This window comes from Gardnerella rara (genome assembly GCF_055452355.1).
Genome location: NZ_JBVBJP010000001.1, coordinates 314,146 through 334,609, shown reverse-complemented (window position 1 = coordinate 334,609; position 20,464 = coordinate 314,146). Strand labels below are relative to the sequence as shown.

General features: G+C 39.3%; 11 protein-coding genes. 9 read left to right on the top strand and 2 right to left on the bottom strand.

The features are described from left to right. Positions 1-82 precede the first annotated feature (82 nt). The gene (locus tag ACZ0NX_RS01350; RefSeq protein ID WP_464405083.1) at positions 83-1,396 is read right to left on the bottom strand and encodes an ATP-binding protein; all 1,314 of its coding nucleotides are present in this window, start codon (positions 1,394-1,396) and stop codon (positions 83-85) included. Between the two features lie 355 nt (positions 1,397-1,751). On the opposite strand from ACZ0NX_RS01350, the gene ACZ0NX_RS01345 reads away from it, so the two are divergent. Beyond that, positions 1,752-4,946: an InlB B-repeat-containing protein gene (locus tag ACZ0NX_RS01345; protein WP_464405081.1), complete on the top strand. Its 3,195-nt coding sequence runs from the start codon at positions 1,752-1,754 to the stop codon at positions 4,944-4,946. Positions 4,947-5,047: 101 nt separating this feature from the next. Here ACZ0NX_RS01345 and ACZ0NX_RS01340 read toward each other — a convergent pair whose 3' ends face one another. Then, positions 5,048-7,657 carry an InlB B-repeat-containing protein gene (locus ACZ0NX_RS01340; protein ID WP_464405079.1) on the bottom strand — a complete coding sequence of 870 codons (2,610 nt, stop codon included), beginning with the start codon at positions 7,655-7,657 and terminating at the stop codon, positions 5,048-5,050. 224 nt (positions 7,658-7,881) lie between these two features. On the opposite strand from ACZ0NX_RS01340, the gene ACZ0NX_RS01335 reads away from it, so the two are divergent. From ACZ0NX_RS01335 to purK, 8 genes are all read left to right on the top strand, one after another. Continuing rightward, positions 7,882-10,578 (top strand): leucine-rich repeat domain-containing protein, encoded by a 2,697-nt coding sequence (locus ACZ0NX_RS01335; protein ID WP_464405077.1) that lies wholly within the window; start codon positions 7,882-7,884, stop codon positions 10,576-10,578. A gap of 240 nt (positions 10,579-10,818) precedes the next feature. Beyond that, positions 10,819-11,160 (top strand): helix-turn-helix domain-containing protein, encoded by a 342-nt coding sequence (locus ACZ0NX_RS01330; RefSeq protein WP_464405149.1) that lies wholly within the window; start codon positions 10,819-10,821, stop codon positions 11,158-11,160. A 693-nt stretch (positions 11,161-11,853) separates the two neighbouring features. Next, a complete protein-coding gene (locus tag ACZ0NX_RS01325) occupies positions 11,854-14,637 on the top strand; it encodes a BspA family leucine-rich repeat surface protein (protein WP_464405075.1) in 2,784 nt (927 codons plus the stop codon). A gap of 584 nt (positions 14,638-15,221) precedes the next feature. Then, on the top strand, positions 15,222-16,592 hold the full coding sequence (locus ACZ0NX_RS01320) for an ABC transporter permease (protein ID WP_464405073.1): 1,371 nt from the start codon (positions 15,222-15,224) through the stop codon (positions 16,590-16,592). Positions 16,593-16,633: 41 nt separating this feature from the next. After that, positions 16,634-17,974 carry an ABC transporter permease gene (locus ACZ0NX_RS01315; protein WP_464405071.1) on the top strand — a complete coding sequence of 447 codons (1,341 nt, stop codon included), beginning with the start codon at positions 16,634-16,636 and terminating at the stop codon, positions 17,972-17,974. 70 nt (positions 17,975-18,044) lie between these two features. Beyond that, positions 18,045-18,686: an ABC transporter ATP-binding protein gene (locus ACZ0NX_RS01310; RefSeq protein WP_464405069.1), complete on the top strand. Its 642-nt coding sequence runs from the start codon at positions 18,045-18,047 to the stop codon at positions 18,684-18,686. A gap of 155 nt (positions 18,687-18,841) precedes the next feature. After that, positions 18,842-19,306, top strand: coding sequence for a 5-(carboxyamino)imidazole ribonucleotide mutase (purE, locus tag ACZ0NX_RS01305; protein ID WP_419471000.1), 465 nt, complete (start codon positions 18,842-18,844; stop codon positions 19,304-19,306). Beyond that, positions 19,290-20,462 carry a 5-(carboxyamino)imidazole ribonucleotide synthase gene (purK, locus tag ACZ0NX_RS01300; RefSeq protein WP_464405067.1) on the top strand — a complete coding sequence of 391 codons (1,173 nt, stop codon included), beginning with the start codon at positions 19,290-19,292 and terminating at the stop codon, positions 20,460-20,462. The genes purE and purK overlap by 17 nt, the downstream gene beginning before the upstream one ends. Positions 20,463-20,464 lie beyond the last annotated feature (2 nt).

Here is a 20,464-nt window from a genome sequence, read left to right as displayed (position 1 = left end):
ACGTTTTACGTTGTATTACGATTGTATTACATTTACTGCTTGCTGCTCTTGTTACAAGATACGCTTTTTGCAATGTGTGTGCTTATTTAAGCAGCCAGTCCGTAAGATTAATCGCCTTAATGCCGTCGTAAGAGTTTATGTAATCGTGATCCATCGAAATCACAATTTTTTCGTAATTATCTTTGATTGCACGTAGCGGCTTTAGCTCTCGTTCGCGTGTTTCTGGCGATTGCATGCTTTCGGTAACCTGAACATATATTTTTTCGTTAGGTTTTTCCGCAACAAAATCCACTTCCGCGTTGCCAACTTTTCCAATATAAACGCGATAGTCGCGTCTAAGAAGTTCAAGAAATACAACGTTTTCTATAATGTGACCGCGATCTGTTCCTCTATATCCTAAAAGCATGTTACGGAAACCTAAGTCAATAACGTAGTTTTTTCCGAGTGTTTTTAGAAGTTCTTTGCCTTGAACATCGTAGCGTTGTACTGGATAAACAATAAAAGCATCTTTTAACATTCGTATGTAATCGCTAACGGTTTTGCTAGCAGCGGATACTGTGGTTTTTTCAATATCTCCTTCAGCTCGAAGCGATTTGCTTATGCTGTTTGGTGAAGTTGTGCTGCCAATGGTGGAGCATAAGAAAGTCATAAGTTTTTGTAAAACGATTTGGTCTGCTTTTTCGTTTCTTTGTAAAACGTCTCGTAAAATAACAGTTGAGTATATTCCTTCCAAAGCTTGCATGCTACGCGCCTCGTTGAATTTATACTCGCTTAGCACGGGCATTCCGCCAAATTGCAAGTATTTTTGGAACTTTTCGTCTGTGGATGCGCTTGTTGGGAAGTTGTAAAAGTCTAGGAATTCCTTGAATGATAATGGCAGCATGCGTATTTCAACATAGCGACCTGCGAGAAGTGTTGAAAATTCGCTAGAAAGTAAGTATGCGTTGGATCCTGTAATGTAAATGTCAACATTAAAATCAATGCGGAAAGACTCCACTGCTTTTTGCCAATCTTCTACTGCTTGAAGCTCGTCAAAAATAAGATATGTTTTTGTGGATTTGCTGGCATTGCGTGATTCGGTAACATTTTGTGATGCTACGCATGATTTGCCATATTCCATGCAGTCTGATGGCATGTGCTTGCTTATATAATCGTACAATTCCGTGTAATTGGTGATATTTCGATATTTAAGTGACTCAAGATTTATGTGAATGATGTGGTCTTCGCTTACTCCGGAATTAAGTAGATGCTTGTGGAAAAGATCGAGTAGAGAAGATTTTCCGCACCTTCGGATGCCAGTTACGATTTTTACTAAGTCTACGTCTTTATGTTCAATAAGCTGGTTTAGGTATTCTGGGCGATTTATGAGCGCGTGTGTTGCTGAATTGTATATCACCGTAAGCTCCTTTTGAACACTTCCTCTACTTTTCCAACTTTTTAACCATATTAGCAAAAACTTGCTTAAAATTCAAAGTTTTTGAATCCTACGTTAAAAACTTTTGTATTTTGGCAACTTTTTGAATCTCACGTCAAAAACTTTTGTATTTTGGCAACTTTTTGAATCTCACGTCAAAAACTTTTCTTAAGTCTATTCTAAAAATGTTCTTAATGAGTGCATTTGCAATGTGCTTGTAACTATATAAATGTATTGGGGGGGGGGTATGGTATATAGCGTTTTGTGCAATGAATTGCAGAGGAATTGGGATTTTTAATTTGTTCTCATTTGCATCTTTGTATTGGGAGAAATTGTTATGAAAAACGCTGGAAAACTTAGTATTCTTTTACCTTTAAGTCTCGGTTTTTGTGCAACAGTGTTGGCTGTAGCAGGCGGACTTTCAGCAAATGTTGCGTACGCTAATGAAGCTAATGAAGCGAGTGCAGCGAGTGCGGCGAATCTTAATGAAGTGCATGGGAATAAGAAAGAATCAAACAGCTCTCAAGAAGAAGCAGATAAATATCCTACTGTTACATTTATGAATGGTGATTCTACTATTGCCACTGTTCAAGTTAAAAAGGGTAAAACCACTGGTGAAGATACACCTTCAGATTTAAAGGATACTGGCTATACTTTCATTGGGTGGAGTACAACTAAAGGCGCGATTTCTCTGACCCAGGTAGATTTTAAGTCTGATACAGCTGTAAATGCGAATACAACTGTTTACGCAGTATTTGCAAAAGATGATAATGAGCCTGCAAAAAAGCATACTGTAACTTTCAAAATTGACGATGCATGCTTTGATACTGCAAGCGTTGAAAATGGTAAAACAATCGGCAATAGCATGCCATCTGCGCCTTCTAAAACTGGCTATACTTTCCTTGGGTGGAGTACAACTAAAGGCGCAACTGAGCAGTCTAAGGTAGATTTTACGGATACCACAGCTGTTTCTTCTGATAAAACTGTTTATGCTGTATTTAAGCGCGATGTTGTTATGCTAACGGTTACTTTTAAGAGTAGTAGGGATAGCAGTGTTATCAAAGTTGAAAGAGGGCAAAAAGTAACTTCAACTCCAAGCGTGACTGCTCCAGTTGGCTATAATTTTGTTCGATGGAGTAGAAGCCAAAATGGTACAGGTTCTGCATTTGATTCAAATAAGAGAATTACAAAAGACATAACAGTTTATGCTATTTTCAAGAAAAAGCCTGGTATTCCAGAGCCAACTCCAACTCCAATTCCAGATAATCCTCCTATTTTGCCGCCTAATCCTGATAGACCAGATCCAGATGATCCGTTAAATCCAGGTGGTGGTTCAACGCAAAAATATTCTGTTACATTTAAAAATGGAGATACTGTAATATCTACTGTCAATGTAGAACGTGGTGAAACAGTAAAAAGCGCAGATATGCCAAAAAACCTTAAGCAAGATGGATATACATTCTTGGGGTGGAGTACTAAGAAGAACACGTCTGATAAAGATGACGTTGATTTTACATCGGCTACGCAAGTTTATGCGGATAAGACGGTTTTTGCTGTATTTGAGAAAATTCCAGTTGTAATGTATGACGTTACCTTTAAGAATGATGATGCATGGCTGAGCACTCATTATGTTGAAAAGGGTAAAAAGTTAGACAGTAACAGATTCCCAGATAAGCCTACTAAGGATGGATACAATTTTGTAGGATGGAGCACTAATAAGAATGCTTCTGCGGCTGATTTTTCGGCTGATTCGTCAATCAATGCAGATACAACTGTTTATGCTGTGTTTGAGGCCAAACCGTACAAATTAAGCCATTCTGTAACCTTTAAAAACGATGGTTCTTGGATTAAAACTGTTACTGTTAAAGACGGTGAAACTGTTACTGAAGAAAATATGCCGTCTACACATGCTAAAACTGGCTATAAGTTTGTAGGTTGGAGTACCACTGACGGTGCTTCCGAGGCTAATTTTACGGCTAATACGGCTGTTTCTTCTGATAAAACTGTTTATGCAGTATTTAAGAAAGATGAACATACTGTAAAAGTGGAAGTTCTTGTTGCAAAGATGACGTATAAAGGAAGCTCAGATCTTGCCTTCAACACAACCAAGAAAACAAGCGACCCTGTCGACGGCAAGAAAGTAACAGACGGTAATGGTAACGTAACTATCAATACCCCAGCAACAAACGGTGTTACAGAAGTTGGCAATAAAAAAGTTGAAAACGAGGATCTGAATCCCGCTACAGTCTATGAGGCCGACAGCTCGCTTACTTACAAGCAGGAGCAGACGACAGAAGGTACAAAGGGCAAGAAAACTACAACAACTACCTATAAAGTCAATCCAGACACTGGACTTACTGATGAGGTTGACGGCAATCCAACTGTAGAAACTGTTAAGGCCAAAGATAAAGTTATTAAGGTTGGTAATAAGCAGGTTACGACTGAGGAGATTCAGCCAGGTATCAAGTATGAGGCCGACAGTTCACTTGCTTACAAGAAAGAGCAGACAACAGAAGGCACCAAGGGCACGAAAACCACGACTACTACCTATAAAGTTGATGAGAATAAAGGTCTTACAGATGAGGTTGACGGTACGCCGAAAGTTGAGACCAAAGCTGCCAAAGATAAAGTCATCAAAGTCGGTAACGTTAAAACTGAAACTACAGACATAGATTTTCAAACTACCTATGAAGATGACAATGCGCTTGATGAGGGAACAGAAAAAACTAAAACGGAAGGCAAGAAGGGTTCTAAAACCGTTACTACAACATATGAAGTAGATAAAACAAAAGGCTTAACAACTAAGGCTACTAAAACTGAAACACAAGAAGTGCAACCTACTAACAAGGTAGTGCTCAGAGGTACAAAAAAGAAGACGCCACCTGCGCCGCAGCCGCCAGTGCAGAACCAGAAAACAGTTACATTTAATAAGAAAGATGGAAGCCTGTTAACTACGGTTAAAGTAGAAACTGGTAAGAAAGTAGCTGCTGCTTCCATGCCTGCTGCTCCTGTTGAAGATGGTTTTACTTTCAAAGAGTGGAATACGCAGCAAGACGGTCAGGGCAAGGCTTTTACTGCAGATACTGTTGTCAGCGAGGATTTGACTGTGTATGCGGTTTATACGAAGAAAAATCCACCTAAGCCACCTCAGCCAGATTCGGATTTGGATTCAGATCCGAATCCAGATCCGAATCCAAATCCAGGGCCAAATCCGACTAATCCAGATGACAACAATGGCGGCGGAAGTATTGATCCCGATTGGACTTATAATCCTGAATTGAATATTGGCGTCGGCAATGATAATAATTCCGCCAATAGCAATGGTTCTATGAACGCTTCTGCCAACGGTAGTGATTCCACAAGCGGCTCCGATGCATTGCAAGCTGAGGTCACGCGCTCTGCCGACGCTCTGCCAAACACGGGTTCAAACGCCTCTGGTACAACATTTGCGTCATTTGGCGCTATGGTGCTTGGCTTGTTTGTGGCTTCGGGCGCTGCGGTAAATCGCAAGCGTGCTAAGCATTTGCGATAGAACAGCGTTATTCTCTAAGTTATAAATAAATTAAGGCGAGCACTTGTTAAACGGTGCTCGCCTTATTGGTTTATGTGTTGCATTTGTGCCACATTGTGCAACTATTTTTTGCTTTTTGCAATAATCGATGTTAATAGCGTTGTTAGCGCAATTACCGTAATTATAGACGTTATTGCAACTGCGAGAGAATTGCCCACGCCTGTTCTTGGCAGTGTATTTTTTCTAGCAGATTCCAGTTTTTCAGCGCCACTTTTATTTGAATTTGCAGAATTGTTAGTTTGATCTGAATTCGATGATTCCAGCGATTTTGATTTATTGTTACGCCCATTTTGAGCATTAGCATTGTTCAATTGATTGCCAGTGCTTTTATGATTACTTCCATTTTCTGAGCCATTATCTAAGTCGAGAATTGAACCGCTTTCAGAGTTGTTATTTGGATCCTGCGGATCTTGCGGATCCTCTGGATTTTTGGGATTATCTGGATCTTGCGGATCCTCTGGATTGTAATCCTTAGTGTAAACTGCATGCACTGTAATATCGTATATCACATTTGTTGTGCTTAAGAATTTAGCGCCTGTTCCGTCTGCTTTTGTATTCCACTCCTTAAACGTGTAACCCGCTTTAGTGGGATTTGCTGGCATAGACTGATTCTCTAAAGAATCGCCTTCAATAGTCTTTCCAGGTTCTACTTCAACAGTCGCAATAGTTTTTTCTCCGTCTTTGAATGTTACTTTTCTGTGATTAGAATCTCCTACAGGAATAAACTTCCACGTTCCAACTAAAGTAATGTTTCTATTTACATTGTTAAGAGCCGTAACAGGCTCACCTTGTCCATCAATCTTCCACCCAGCCATTGCGTCAAAAACCCAAGTGCCAGTCATTTTAGTGCCATCGCCAACTATATCTGGCTCAGGTTCAAACGTCTCATCAGTTGTTTTGTGCAACGTAGAGGTATCGATAGTAATTGACTTTCCTTTATAAACATTAATCGGCTTTAACGCATAATCCTTACCAATATACTCAGGAAGCGTTTGGCCAGGGGTACCACTTTCAAACTTAAAATCAATCTTGTACGGAGTTTCTACAGGAGGAATTTCTACGGGTTCTTCGTTAAATTTAACGTTAAAAGGTATAAGCTTGTTTGAGTCGTCTGCTCCAAGATTTCTATATACGTAATTGATTTTTCCAGATAGCTCACCCTGCGCTGATCCTTCAATTTGGTAGGTTTTTCCAGCTTCTGCATCGGTGTTAAACCATACTGGAATAAACCTAATATTTATCTCATCAACTAAATTGTTAATCCTATATTTAATCTCGTCATACGAATAGGCGTAGGGCTTCATTAACTGATTGCCTTTGTACCAGTCTTTTAGGTACGCGGTGGCTGTAATGGTATTAGTATTACCATCTTCTTTTACATCTTTGAGTGCAAAATCGCCAAAATTACCTAAAAGCGATGTTGGGTCGGTTCTCACTCCACCGTTTTTCATTGCGTAGTTTTTTAATGGGTCATAAGGAAGTTTTATCCAAGGCGATAACGATAGATCTCTACTAGGCGATAACGATATTTCTTTAGGCAGCGTAAACGTGAGTTTGATTGATACGTTTAAGTTCGATACGTACACTCTTGAAACATCATTAATCTTTGTTTTTAGCCATTTTTCAACATTTTCTAAAGAGGATTTGAATGGTTTGCTGCTAATTTTAGAGTTTATTTCAAGACCATCTCTAGTTATAAGAGGAGAGTTGTAATCTTCGTACGTAACTTTTTGAGCAGTTCCCAATAAAACGAATTTGCCCTTTGATGGAATGTCTTTGTTATTGTTTTTGTTTTTGTGTGTTAAATCATTGCTGTAAATAAGCTGATTATAATCTTGCTCATTCATATTAAGAGGATCGCTTATTGTAGATTTACCGCCAAGAAGTGGAATGTTCAGCTCGCGAGTAATATATGTGAACCCGAATCCAGGCACCCAGCTTACGCCGTCTTCATCTTTTTTGTACAAATCTAAAATACCTGTACCAGTAATGTTTCTATTTTGAACTTGTTCAAGTGAGCTTTTTGTAAACGAAAAATGAGCAGTTAGCTTTACGGTTTGGTGGTCATTAGAATTATATAATTTTTCCCACGTGTTTTCCGCTAAATTAGCAATAAGCTTGATTGTATTTTTATGACGTGTAGAAATTTTCGCGCTCGCTGATTTAACTAGTGAAGAGTGATTCTTAACTTCGACGTTTTCTTGCCATTCAATAGGTTCAGGCAAAGATAGCGAGTAGCTAAAATCAAGCTTAGCTTTTTGGTCTTTATAATATTCCATTTGTTGCTTAGTTGCGTTAAGAACCTCATTGAATGGAATATTTAGCGTAAGAGTGCCTGAATATTTAGTAGCGTTGTTGCTGTTTGCGTCTACAGCATTGCCCGACGCATTGGTTGCGCTGATTTGCAGCGAGGCATATTTTCCAACTTCTAATAGTGGGCTATTAACGTTTAATCCACCGTAGAATGGCCCAGGAATGTCTTGAGTGTCTTGAGCGTTTTGAATATTGCTATTGGTGTTTGCAAGCGATACTTTGGAAAATGCAGTTAATGACGAGACGAACGACCCCCCCCCAAGGCAAAAATTAGGAAAGAGGTTAGAAATTTTCGTTTCAAAAAGAAAATAGTATGCCCGTGTTTCATTAACTGATTTCTCTCCATACAGATGACCCAACTTGTAATACGAATGAATAGTTTATCACCTCAGCGTTTATTTATGCAATAGTTTATAAGTTCTTTATTCTTATATGCCTTGTGTTGTATGCCTTGCAGTGATTTATATTCTATTCAAATGTATTGGGGGGGGGGTATGCTGCATAACGGCTTTTGCAATGAGTGCATGAAAATTGGGATTTTTGGTTTGTTCTCATTTGCATCTTTGTATTGGGAGAAATTGTTATGAAAAACGCTAAAAAACGTAGTATTCTTGCGCCTCTAAGTGCTGGTTTTTGCGCAACAGTGTTGGCTGTAGTAGGCGGACTTTCAGCAAACGTTTCCTATGCAAGTGTTGCTGCTGCAAGTGTTGTTGGAAGTTCTTCAACGGGTAGCAATTATGCTAACTCTTACATTACGTTTAAAGACGCTAATTTAAAAAAGGCGTTACTAAAAACGATGAAAAATCAGAGATTGATTGATGCTAATGCTAGCGAAATCACACACGATGATGCAAAAAAGTTGAGTCATGCAGATATTACATCCAGCAATGTTAAGAATCTTTCTGGTATTGAAAACTTCACTAATTTAAATCGTATTGACTTCGACCATAATAGTATTTCTGATTTATCTCCGCTCGCTAGCATAACAAGTTTAGAATCAATTTATGCAACTTATAATAAAATTTCTGACCTCACTCCTTTACAAAGCTTAAGCTCACTAAAATGTTTAAGAGCTAGTAGTAATAAAATCACTGATTTTTCTACAATTGGCAATTTAACTAGTTTAGAAACTCTATATCTCGGGGAAAATCCTGGTATTAAAAATTTTGATACTCTTAGAAATTTCACGAATTTAACAGATCTTAATTTGGACTCTACTCAATTTTCTGATTTGAATATTATTAAAGATTTAACAAAATTAAAACTTCTTTATCTTCAATCCACAGATATTGCAGATTTATCTCCGATTGAAGGTTTAACTAAGCTCGAAACTCTTGTACTCTATGGTAATAAATTCACATCTCTTGAACCGTTGAAAAGCTTGACTAACTTAAAAAGTATTTCACTTGGGTCTGAAAATGGTATAAAGAGTATTTCTGCACTTGAAAAATTACCACAATTAAATAGTCTTAGTATGTACGGCTTAAAATTTTCGTTAAGCTCTGAACAGCAATCGACTCCTCTGGGAATTGAGTATGCTGATAAATTGTCTTTTTCCTCGAGTGTTGGCAGTGTTGAGAAGGGTAGTTTTGTTCTTAACGATAGTATCAATTTGCCATATAAAGATGATGTAACAATTGAATTTAAAAATGATAAATCGTTTAAGATTGGAAACGTGACTATTGGCGCTAATGGATATAACGGAAAAATAAAGCTTCATCTTAATGTGCCAAAAATAGAAACTGTTGAAGGCAAAATGACGTATGAAGGGGATGCGTCGATTGATTATAACACTCAGAAGAAGATTAGTGACCCTGTTAAAGGTAAAAAGAAGAGATATAAAAATGGTCACGAAGATACTATCGTTGATGCTAAAAACGGCTTAACTAAAGTTGGCAATAAGGAAGTTGTGACTGAGGATATTGAGCCAGGCACAATTTATCAAGCTGATAGTTCTCTGGTGTATAAAGAAACGCATAAGACTCTTGGTACTAAGGGAACGCGTACAGTAGAAAAATTCCATAGTGTAGATCCAAATACTGGTGCAATTTCAACAGCATTTAGTTCAAATAGCGGGATAACTAAAAAAGCTATTGATACCGTAATAAAAGTTGGCAACGTAGATACTAAGACTGAAACTATTAAATTCAAGACTGTTTATATTGCAGATGACACGCTTGATTATGGAAAGAAAGAAGACAAAACTGCTGGCAAGAACGGTTCTAAGACGGTCACAACCACTTATATAGTGAATAAAACTACTGGTCTTACCACAAACGTGGAAAATACCAAGGAAACAAAAATTGATCCAACAGACCATGTAGTAAGAGTCGGCAATAAGCAGATTACGCATGAAGACAATAAGACTATTACTACTACGTATACAGTTAACCCAGATACTGGTGAATTAACCAATCCGAAAAAGCACACATCGATGCCAGCTGGTACTTTGACACCGGCTGTTCAGCATGATAACTCCGAGCCTGCGGTTCTTGATACTCAAGAAGCAGAAGTCTTGCCGGGAAAGATGAAGTATGAGGCAGATGATACGCTCCCTTACAATACACAAAATAAAATCAGTGACCCTGTAGATGGTCTCAAAATTACCACTCATACGGGCAGCTTTGTTAACGGCAAATGGGTTCCAAGCGACAAGGTGGAGACTACTGCTGCTCAGGATGGTTTGACTAAAGTCGGTAATAAGCAGGTTACGCATGAGGGTAATAAGACTATTACTACTACGTACGATGTTGACCCTGATACGGGCAAATTAACCAATCCAAAAAAGCGCACATCTATGCCTATGGCTAGTTTGATAGATCCTTCTGCTAATCCAGACCCAGGCCCAAATCCAGACCCAGATTCGAATGATAATGATGGCGGCGATAATAATGACGGCGGAAGTGTCGAACCAGAATCTACTGATATTCCTGAATTGAATATTGGCGGAGGCAACGGCAATAACACCAATGGTAGTGGCGTGGGAGAAAACGCCAACAACGGCTGCAATGGAGGCAACCGAGGTGACGCCAACAACGGAGCCAACAACGGAGCCAACAACGGAACTGTGAGTGGAGCTGCTGTCAACAACAACGGTGGTGCAAACAGAAGTGGTTCTGCTAAGTCGCAAGCTACAGGCGCGCGCTCTGCCGACACATTACCAAACACGGGTTCAAATGCGTCTGGTACAACATTTGCATCCTTCGGCGCTATGGTGCTTGGCTTGTTTGTGGCTTCGGGCGCTGCGGTAAATCGCAAGCGTGCTAAGCATTTGCGATAGTTGTGATTAATAGCAAGTTAATCGCAGTGCATAAATTCTATAAATAAATTAAGGCGGGCACTTTGGTAACGCAACGTGCTCGCCTTAATTGTTATTGGTTGCATTTTAGCCATATTCATACTGTCTGCAATGCAAATGTCTTATGGGATTTTTATATGATTTGCAAGACATATACAAGCTTTTATGGTATATATAGCATAAAAGTCGTTCTGAATATTTTAATCGAAAGATGGGTTTGTGATGGAAAAGCAAGAGTTGCAGGGAAACCAAGTAGGGCAAGGAAGACGAATGAATGATTTACATGAACTCACAAACGAGCTTATTAAAGATCCTGAATTCAAGAAAGAGTATGATGCTCTTCAGTTTGAAAGGGATTTAACTATGTCTCTTGTTATAGCTAGGAAAAATGCTGGTTTGACTCAGGCGGAGCTTTCGGCGAAAACAGGAATTAGTCAGTCTGATATTAGTAGGTTGGAAAATGGTTCGAGGAATCCGACTATTGCTCTTTTGAACCGTATTGCAAATGCTTTGAATGCGACTTGTAGGATTGAGTTTGTGCAGAATAAGCAGGTTGCAAAGTAGTCTGGCTGCCGATAGTCGTTTGGATAAGCATTTGCGGTAATTGTGATTAATCGCAAGTTAATCGCAGCGCATAAATCCCACAAATAAATTAAGGCGAGCACTTGTAACGCAACGTGCTCGCCTTAGTTATTTACTTTTGCAGCTTACGCCCAGATTACCTCCGTTCAAAATCTTCTATAGCATTATTGCCAGTTTTTGGATAATTTATGTGAAGATCCTATATCGGTAAACTTTATCCAAAAATTCAAAAATGTTCACGTAAAAAATATCTAGCATACTTAACAAAGCATGTGACAATATTGTTGCATACTGATACAATGAATTTATTGCCTATCTCTTCGGAGGATATGGAAGTTGGAGCCGGAATTGCCTGAGTATCTTGGGCGCCGGCTCCTGCGATATCTAGAGTCATGTGCCAAACGCGACTTGTAGGATTGAGTTTGTGCAGAATAAGCAGGTTGCAAAGTAGTTGGGCTGCCTATAGTTGTTTGGCTAAGCATTTGCGGTAATTTGCGATAGTTGTGCTAGTTGTCTGCGATGTTTGAGGCGTCTTTTGCGAGGATAGTATGTTGTGTTTATGTGTTTGGGTGTAGAATACTAGTGTTTTATGCATAGAGTCTTGTGTTTGCATTTGCTTGTATGCATTTTTTGTGTACTCATTTGTGAGCGTTTGATGCGTTGAGAAGGTTTATTATGAAGAAGAGCAATAAGCATATCCGTAGTGTTAGTAATCATAGTGTTCGCAATCGTAGTGTTCTTGTGCCTATAAGTGCTGGTTTTTGCGCAACTGCGTTGGCTATAACTGGGGGAGTTGTGGCCAATGCTTCTGCTGCTTCTAGTGTTGTTGCTGCTTCTTCTAGTGTTGCTTCTTCTAGCGTTGTTAAATCGTCTACTGATGGAGTCACTAAGAAGGCTAATTCTGTTGCGGGGGGGGGTGTACAGAATTCTGAGGCTGGTGCTGTTCCTACTGCTAAAGCTACTAAGATCAGTCAAGAACAAGCCATTAACATGGCTGGCTGCGAGGCTGAAATTGAAACAGATAAAAAAGACGGCAAAAAATACCTTGTAATCAAGCCAAAAGGTAAAGCCACTGAGGGCATTATCAGCGCCGACATTAAGGGACATGATTTTGGAGATATTCGAGATAAGATTAGAAGCGATGAAGCTTCTGGCGCAACTCTAAGATTTGAAAACAATGTAAAAGGCTACGGTAGTATCAGTCAATTGTTCTCTAGTGATAATATTGAGTCTCTTGGAAATATTGGCGACTTTGATGTAAGCAATGTTACTGATATGAAAGAACTATTTAGATATTGCTCCAATTTGTCGGATATTTCAGGTTTAAGTGATTGGGATACAAGCAATGTTACGGACATGTCAAATATGTTTGAAGCTTGTATAAACCTTAAAAGTTTGAGGGGCTTGGAGAAGTGGAATACAGGCAAGGTTTCAGACATGTCGTGGATGTTTCAAAATTGTATAAGCCTCGAAGTTTTGAATGGTTTGGAGAGTTGGAATACCAGCAGTGTTACGAACATGTCGAGTATGTTTTATGGCTGTGAGAACATTAATAGTTTAAAGGGTTTAGAGAAGTGGAATACTGGCAGTGTTACGGACATGTCGGGTATGTTTTATGGCTGTGAGAAGTTGCAGAATATTTCAGCATTAGAGAAGTGGAGTACTGTCAAGGTTTCAGACATGTCTAATATGTTTGAAACCTGTACAAGCCTAGAAGATTTGAGTGGCTTGGAGAAGTGGAATACAGGCAATGTTGCTAACATGTCGAGTATGTTTGAATTCTGTGCAAGCCTTAAAGATTTGAATGGCTTGGCGAAGTGGAATCCTGGCAATGTTGCGAACATGTCGAGTATGTTTGAAGATTGCAAGAATTTAACGAATATCAGCGGAATAGGTAATTGGAGTTTTAAAGAAGGCAACAAATCATTTGATATGATTAGCAACCTGTTTTTTGGTTGTGAGAAGCTGTCTAACATATCTTCTATAGCTAAATGGGTTGATATTTTTAAAACCACGGGCTCCAGCGATGCCTATATGTTGGGTGATAGATTTTTAGATTCTGCTCCATTAACGTTAACTACAGATTGGTTTAAAGATAAATCGAATTTTGGAATATTTTCTCATTATTCTAAAGGCACTGTTTTTATTTTCAATGAAGGAAATAAAATAGATGACAAGATAGTAAAGAAATTTAAAACTGATAAAGATATAGAAGAATTACTCAAAAATAACATCATTATTACTAATAATGACGAATTACTTAATGTTACAAAAGATAAAAAAATAGAAGGTTACTATCGCTGTATTTACATACAATACGGTAACCAAGATGAATGTGAGTATATTCCATCGGTTCTTGATTCGCGTATTAATGGTGAAGGCGATAAACCGTCATCTGATCCTTTTGAGATTGTAAAGCATTACATCCCTGGAGCTGTTGAAGAGGGTGCAAAAGCGCTGCGCAAAAATAATAAGTCATTGAATGTTCCAACTGATTATATAGCTGTTGCAGATAAGGAGCTTTCTGCAAACGCAAAGCTTTCGGACTTGTTCCAAACGTATACGATTACAGCAGCGCATAAAGTAACGTTTATGAATGACAAGTCTAATGTTGCAACCGTTAAAGTTGAAGCTGGCAAGAAAATCTCTGATCTTGCAAATGAAACGATTGTGACTAGTGATGCTGTTTTAACTGGTGTGCATATGCCTAGTAACCCTTCGAAGGATGGTTCTACGTTTAAAGAGTGGAATACGCAGAAGGACGGCACAGGCACTGCATTTACCAAAGACAGTGTTGTTGATACCGATAAAGTGGTATACGCGCAATATACCAAAAATGAGGTACACAACCCAACTCCAACTCCAACGCCTGAGCCGCAACCGCCAACTCCGAAGCCATCTCCAGAGCCAACTCCAACTCCGCAGCCTGGCGGAGGTAATCCAGGTGGTGGATTGAATCCTAACGGAGGTGGTTCGGGTGATAAGCCTGGAAATAATCCAGACAATAACACGGATAATAATCCAGACAATAATTCAGATAATGGTTCTGGTAATACGCCAGGTAATAACCCTGGTAATAACAATCCGAATAATACGCCAGGTAATGGCTCGAACGCTAATCGCAATCGCAATGGTGGTTCCGCTGGTGGAAGTGGCTCTAATTCAAGCAATTCCGCTAAGTCGAATGACTCTGATTCTGCTAAGGATTCTGCCAAGGATCATTCTGATTCCAGCGATTCTGCTAAGGATTCTGCAAAAGACTCCGATAAGGATTCTAAGGATTCGGCAAAGTCTTCTGCTAGTAGTTCAGCAAAGAGTGCATCGAACTCTTCCAATGTTGGTTTGATTGCGTCTATTGTTGGCGCTCTTGCCGCTATTGCTGCGATTGTTGGTGGATTCTTCTTCTTTGTTCTGTTTGGTAAAAAGAGGAAGAAGCGCAAAGACGAGGATGAAAACTAAGGCTAAAACTAAGTCGGAATCAGCCGCGGCTAATCGCATATCATAAATCCCATAAATAAATTAAGGCGGGCACTCGTAACAATCACGTGCTCGCCTTAGTTGTTTTCTGTGTCTTGTTGTTGTATACGCCTTTATCCACGCAAAATCTACAAAATGATTATGCAAATCCTCGTCAAATCATGCAAAATAAATTTTTTTGACTGTAAGGTCTCAAGTTGTAAAACTTACTAATAATCTAAAAAATTTTGTTTTATAATCACTGTGTAACATAAATTATTTAAATTGATTATGACAATTTAACATATATTTTTTATTGAAAATCAGTAATTTTCATAAAATTTTCTAAGATATTTAAAGAGAATAAACAGTTTTTTCACAGTATTTTATAAGGGTAAATAATATAGGCTACGTGATTGTACTTGCTGTGTGGCTTATACGATTGTGTGGCTTATACGATTGTGTGGCTTATACGATTTTGTGGCTTATACGATTTTGTATTATTCGTGCGGCTTGTACTTAGTACTGATATTAATGATTGAATAACATACGATTTAACTACAAGTGTTCGATGAGGATGGTAGTCAATGACATTTATTTCTCGCGCAATACGCTACGTTTTGAGAAAAAGAGTAAAAACAGCAATCGTGTTTGTAATACTGGCATTGATTTCAACGCTTTTGCTGGCATCTTCTGCAGTTGCGATTGCTGCAGAAAAAGAGGGCAAAAAGGTAGAAGAACAAGCAGAATCTAGTTTTGTTTTAGCAAATAATCCGCAAGTAAATGCTGGAACTCCTAGGGGAGCGGGAACTGTTAAGCCAAGTGATGTTAAAAAAATCGCGTCACTAAAAAACGTTGATTCGTATGTTTTGCGTCAAAATGTTACAGCCGATTTAGTTGACGCAAAAGCAGCTAGAATCAAAGGTGTTCAAGACTACGATGCGCGCAGAGAAAAGCAATTTGGCAACGCTGTAAACCTAGAGGGAACAAACTCTTCTAAGGGCTTAAATGCTTTTAAAACAAAGTCAATTCACATGGTTAAAGGAAGGGCTTTGCGCGAATCAGATGAGCATGCTTCCTTAATCCACGAAGATTTAGCAAAACTTAACGGGCTAAAATTAGGCGATTCGTTAACGCTTAAAGCCAACCCGTTTGATGCCGATAACCTTAACCATTCCACGGAGCAAGTAAAAACGCGCATAGTTGGAATTTATGGCGGAGCTAATAATCGCCCAGTTGCAACGCGTGCAGAATTGACTGCAAACACTGTGTATACAGATTTAAAAACAACCAGAGAGCTTTACAAATATAAGCCTGGAAAAGAGATATACCAGGACGCAAGTTTTAAGGTTAAAAAAGGAGCGGACGCAGATTCTGTGATTGAAGAAGCGTCTAAGCTGCCAATTGATTTGCAAAACTATCAGATTACTCGAGATGACCAGTTTGTACAAGGCATGATTGGCGCAGCAAAAGGCGTAAAATCCATGATGAACATAACGGTTATTGCAGTAAGCGCGTTTGCTGTGGTGGCTCTTGGATCGGTTCTTATTCTTTGGATTAATGAACGTAGAAAAGAAATTGGAGTTTTAACTTCCATTGGCGTTGGAAAAGCTTCCCTTGTGTTGCAGCAGCTTTTTGAGCTTGTGTTACTTGCGATTCCAGCCATTGCAATAGGCTATGGTTTTGCCAGCGCAATATCTCCATGGTTTAGCGACTGCGCATTAGGCTCAGTAAAAAATTCCGCCGCGCAGCAGCTTAGCTCAATGGGTCAAGCTGGAGGAAACTTGGAATCAAGCATGGCCACTAGAACTTTAGATAAGATTGCTGTTCAAGTTAGTTCTGATTGCTTAATTCAATCGTCATTAATGGTTCTAATGATTATTATTGTTGCGGTTGCGTTGTCTTATCTTCCTATTTTGCGAAAGTCTCCTAGAGATTTGCTTGGCATGCAAAAGTAGTTGGCATGCAGAAGTAGTTGACGTGCAAAAGTAGGTGTAAAATGACTCAAATTATAAAAAGATCTTGGCTTGCTATAGTTAGAAAACCAAGGCGCAGTGCTATTTTAGCCTTGATTATTACGGTTGTTCTTAGCGCGCTTATTTGCCAAGCGAGTGTTATTGCTTGCGTAAAAAATCTAGAGGATCAAATAACTTCTAACATTGGTTTAGGCTTTAGCGTTTACGCAAAAACGCAAGGGCAGACTTTGCCAGATTCTGATTCTTCTAGTGACTCCGCTAAGCAATCGCAGCAAGATATTCCTCAAGATTTGCAAAAAAACGAAGGAATTCCCGAAAGTCTTATTGCAAAATTCAAAAAGATTAGTGGAATAAAAACTATTGCAGAAGAAAAAGATGTTTTAGCAAATCCTGTTAACGCTAAAATTGTAGCGCCAATAAATGGTCCGCGTTTAGACAACGATGAAATGTTTTCGCTTGTTTCCATAACGGGAACAACTAAATCACAGTTAGCGCAGGGATTCCAAGAAGGATTATATAAGCTGGATGAAGGCAGCCATATTGATTCTTCTGCAGCTGGTAGCTTTAAGCGCGCGAAATCTGCAATAATTCACAAGAGTTTTGCTAAGCAAAATAATCTTAAACTCGGGTCTGTTTTAACTCTAAAACAAGGCAGCAAAAGCATTAATCTTAAGGTTGTTGGCATTTTTTCTGGCAAGATGCAAACAAAGGGTGCGCTTCCTTCCGATTCTTCCGAAAATCGCGTAATAACTGATTTAGAATCCGCTTTTTACTTGTTTGGAAGTAAAAATCGCAGTTCTATAAAGTGCGTTATGCAAAATCCAAATAGTCTAACTAAAGCTTTAGAAGAAGCCAATAAAATCACTAAAAACTATGGCAATGGCATGTTTTCTGTAGAAAATAATGCGCAAAGATTTGCCTCTGTTCTTCAATCTGTAAAAACAGTTAAGCAATTAGTGTTTATGATTCTATTTTGCCTTGCGATTGTTGCAGTAATAATTCTTGGCTTAGTTCTTGTTTTTTGGGTTCGAGGAAGGATCCACGAAGTTGGCGTTCTTATGGCGTTAGGCGTTAGTAAGTGTGCAATAGCTTTACAGATGATTGTGGAAGTTTTTATAATATCTGCATTTTGCTCAGTGCTGTCTACTGCGATTAGTGCTGCAATATCGTCTAGTGTTGGATCAATGCTATTAGCAAATGTTGCAAATGGTGCAATTACGTACTCATCAAATCAGCCTTTGCTAACTGGCCAAACAGCGTTTGCTATTCTTATAGGATTTGCTATAGCGTTTGTATCTCTATGCATTGCTCTTGCGCCAATAATGTTTAAAAAGCCGCGTTCTGTATTGAATTCAATGAGCTAAAGTGATTTTCTTAGAAAATTAAAAATTTACAAGTATCAAATATTAAATTTAGAAAATATTGGAGTTTATTATGACAACTTTATTAAAACTAGACAACGTTGATTACTCTTATGGAGTAACTAATATTACGGTTCTTAAAAATGTTAATGCAGATTTTGAAGCTGGAAAAATATACAGCATAACGGGGCCTTCGGGAGCTGGAAAATCCACCATGTTATCTCTTCTAGCAGGATTAGACTCGCCAACAAGCGGAACAGTATTGTTTAACGGTCAAGATATTTCTAAGAATGGCGGTTATGCTAATCATCGCAAGAACAATGTTTCTTTAGTTTTCCAGAGTTTTAATCTAATTGACTATTTGAATCCTGTAGAAAATTTGCAGCTTGTTAACCCAAAGGCGGATTCTACGATTCTTAAAGAGCTGGGGCTTAGCGAAGACGAGTCCACTAGAAATATAACAAAGCTTTCGGGAGGCCAGCAGCAGCGAGTGGCTATTGCACGAGCGCTTGTATCTTCTGCTCCAGTTATTCTTGCCGACGAGCCAACGGGTAGCTTGGATCCAAACACCACCAAAGAAGTTATAGCAATCTTAAAAGATGCCGCTCATAAGCGTGGAAAATGCGTGATTGTTGTAACACATTCGAGTGATGTGGCGGCTAGCGCAGACGTAAAATATGTTCTTAAAAATAAGCAGCTAATAAAAAAGCAATAAAACACTAATAAAACACTAATTATTAGCCATTTTTCCGTGCTTCTGCGTAAAGTAAAAGTTGCGTATAAACTTTGCGCAGAAGTTGCGTATTTGCGCATATACGGGAGGTTGTTGTGGCAGATATTTTAGATTCAAAACCTGTTGTGGCAGTTGTTATGGGCTCTTCTAGCGATTGGGAAACAATGCGCCACGCATGCGAAATCTTAGAAAGATTTAGAGTGCCGTATATAAAGCAAGTTATTTCTGCGCATCGCACTCCAGAACTTATGGCAGATTTTGCGCATGGCGCTAGAAAAAACGGTTTTCGCGTAATTATTGCGGGAGCTGGTGGAGCTGCACACTTGCCAGGTATGATTGCTGCTCAAACAACGCTTCCAGTTGTTGGTGTTCCTGTAAAATCCCATGCTCTTTCGGGCTGGGATTCTTTGCTTTCTATAGTGCAGATGCCTGGCGGAATTCCAGTTGCAACAACCGCTGTTGGCAATTCTGGCGCTACTAATGCGGGCTTGCTTGCAGTAAGCATGCTTAGCACAACAGATAGTCGCCTTGCAGAAGAACTTGAAGAATACCGCAAAGAATTAAAAAAGAAGGTTGAGGAATCTAATGCCGAGCTTATGTGAAGCAACTAATGGCGCTGCAAAGTGCTTAATGCCAGGGGCCACTATTGGAATTATAGGTGGCGGTCAGCTTGGTCGCATGATGGCGATTGCCGCTAGAAGAATGGGCTTTAAAATCGGCGTTTTAGATCCAGCGCATAATTGCCCGGTGTTCCAAGTTGCGGATTTTCAAGTTGAAGCAGAATATGACGATTTAGAAGCCTTACAAAAGCTTGCTAAAAGTTGCGATGTTCTTACGTACGAATTTGAAAACGTAAACGCAGATGCTTTAGATAGTGTGCGTGATTTGGTTGCAGTTCCTCAAGGAACCGACTTATTGCGAGTTACTCAAGACCGTGTTTGTGAAAAGAGTTTTATTAACAATCACGGTATTGAAACTGCTAAATGGCGTGAAGTCAATAATCTAGACGATTTAGATAAAGCAATCGAAGAAATCGGGCTTCCTGCAATTCTTAAAACACGCAGAGGCGGTTACGACGGCCACGGTCAAGACGTTTTGCGTACTCAAGAAGACGTTGATAATATTCGTAAGCGCGTAGAAAATGGCCAAGAGATGCAGCCTTCTATTCTCGAAGGTTTTGTTGACTTTGCTTTTGAAGCATCAATTCTTGTTTCGGGAAACGGCAACGAATTTGTGACTTATCCGCTTGTAAAAAACGTGCATCACAACAGCATTTTGCACATGACGTTGGCTCCAGCAAATGTTGATACTAAGATTCAAGAAGCTGCGCATAGCTTAGCGCTTAAATTGGCTCAAGGATTTAAACTTGCTGGAACGCTTGGAATAGAGCTGTTTATTACTAAAGACAATCGCGTAGTGGTAAATGAGCTTGCGCCGCGCCCGCATAATTCGGGGCATTATACGATTGAAGCTTGCGATATGGATCAATTTGAGGCTCATGTTCGCGGTATTGTTGGATGGCCTCTAAAAGAGCCTACGCTTCTTTCTGCTGCTGTAATGGTTAATGTTTTAGGCCAACATGTTGTGCCTACTCGTGCGCTTATTGCGGAGCATCCAGAATGGCATGTTCACGATTACGGCAAGGCAGAGATTCGTAAGAATCGCAAAATGGGTCATATTACTGTTCTTTGCAATAATCCTGTTGAGGAGGCCAATGTGTTAGACTCTACAGGTTGTTGGGATGACGAGCTTGATTAAAA

What these genes read in the sequence shown, in the direction of transcription:
- purE (WP_419471000.1), top strand. Translation starts at nt 18,842, where the DNA reads ATGGGCTCTTCTAGCGATTGGGAAACAATGCGCCACGCATGCGAAATC.
- ACZ0NX_RS01310 (WP_464405069.1), top strand. Translation starts at nt 18,045, where the DNA reads ATGACAACTTTATTAAAACTAGACAACGTTGATTACTCTTATGGAGTA.
- ACZ0NX_RS01325 (WP_464405075.1), top strand. Translation starts at nt 11,854, where the DNA reads ATGAAGAAGAGCAATAAGCATATCCGTAGTGTTAGTAATCATAGTGTT.
- ACZ0NX_RS01335 (WP_464405077.1), top strand. Translation starts at nt 7,882, where the DNA reads ATGAAAAACGCTAAAAAACGTAGTATTCTTGCGCCTCTAAGTGCTGGT.
- ACZ0NX_RS01315 (WP_464405071.1), top strand. Translation starts at nt 16,634, where the DNA reads ATGACTCAAATTATAAAAAGATCTTGGCTTGCTATAGTTAGAAAACCA.
- ACZ0NX_RS01320 (WP_464405073.1), top strand. Translation starts at nt 15,222, where the DNA reads ATGACATTTATTTCTCGCGCAATACGCTACGTTTTGAGAAAAAGAGTA.
- ACZ0NX_RS01345 (WP_464405081.1), top strand. Translation starts at nt 1,752, where the DNA reads ATGAAAAACGCTGGAAAACTTAGTATTCTTTTACCTTTAAGTCTCGGT.
- ACZ0NX_RS01330 (WP_464405149.1), top strand. Translation starts at nt 10,819, where the DNA reads ATGGAAAAGCAAGAGTTGCAGGGAAACCAAGTAGGGCAAGGAAGACGA.
- purK (WP_464405067.1), top strand. Translation starts at nt 19,290, where the DNA reads ATGCCGAGCTTATGTGAAGCAACTAATGGCGCTGCAAAGTGCTTAATG.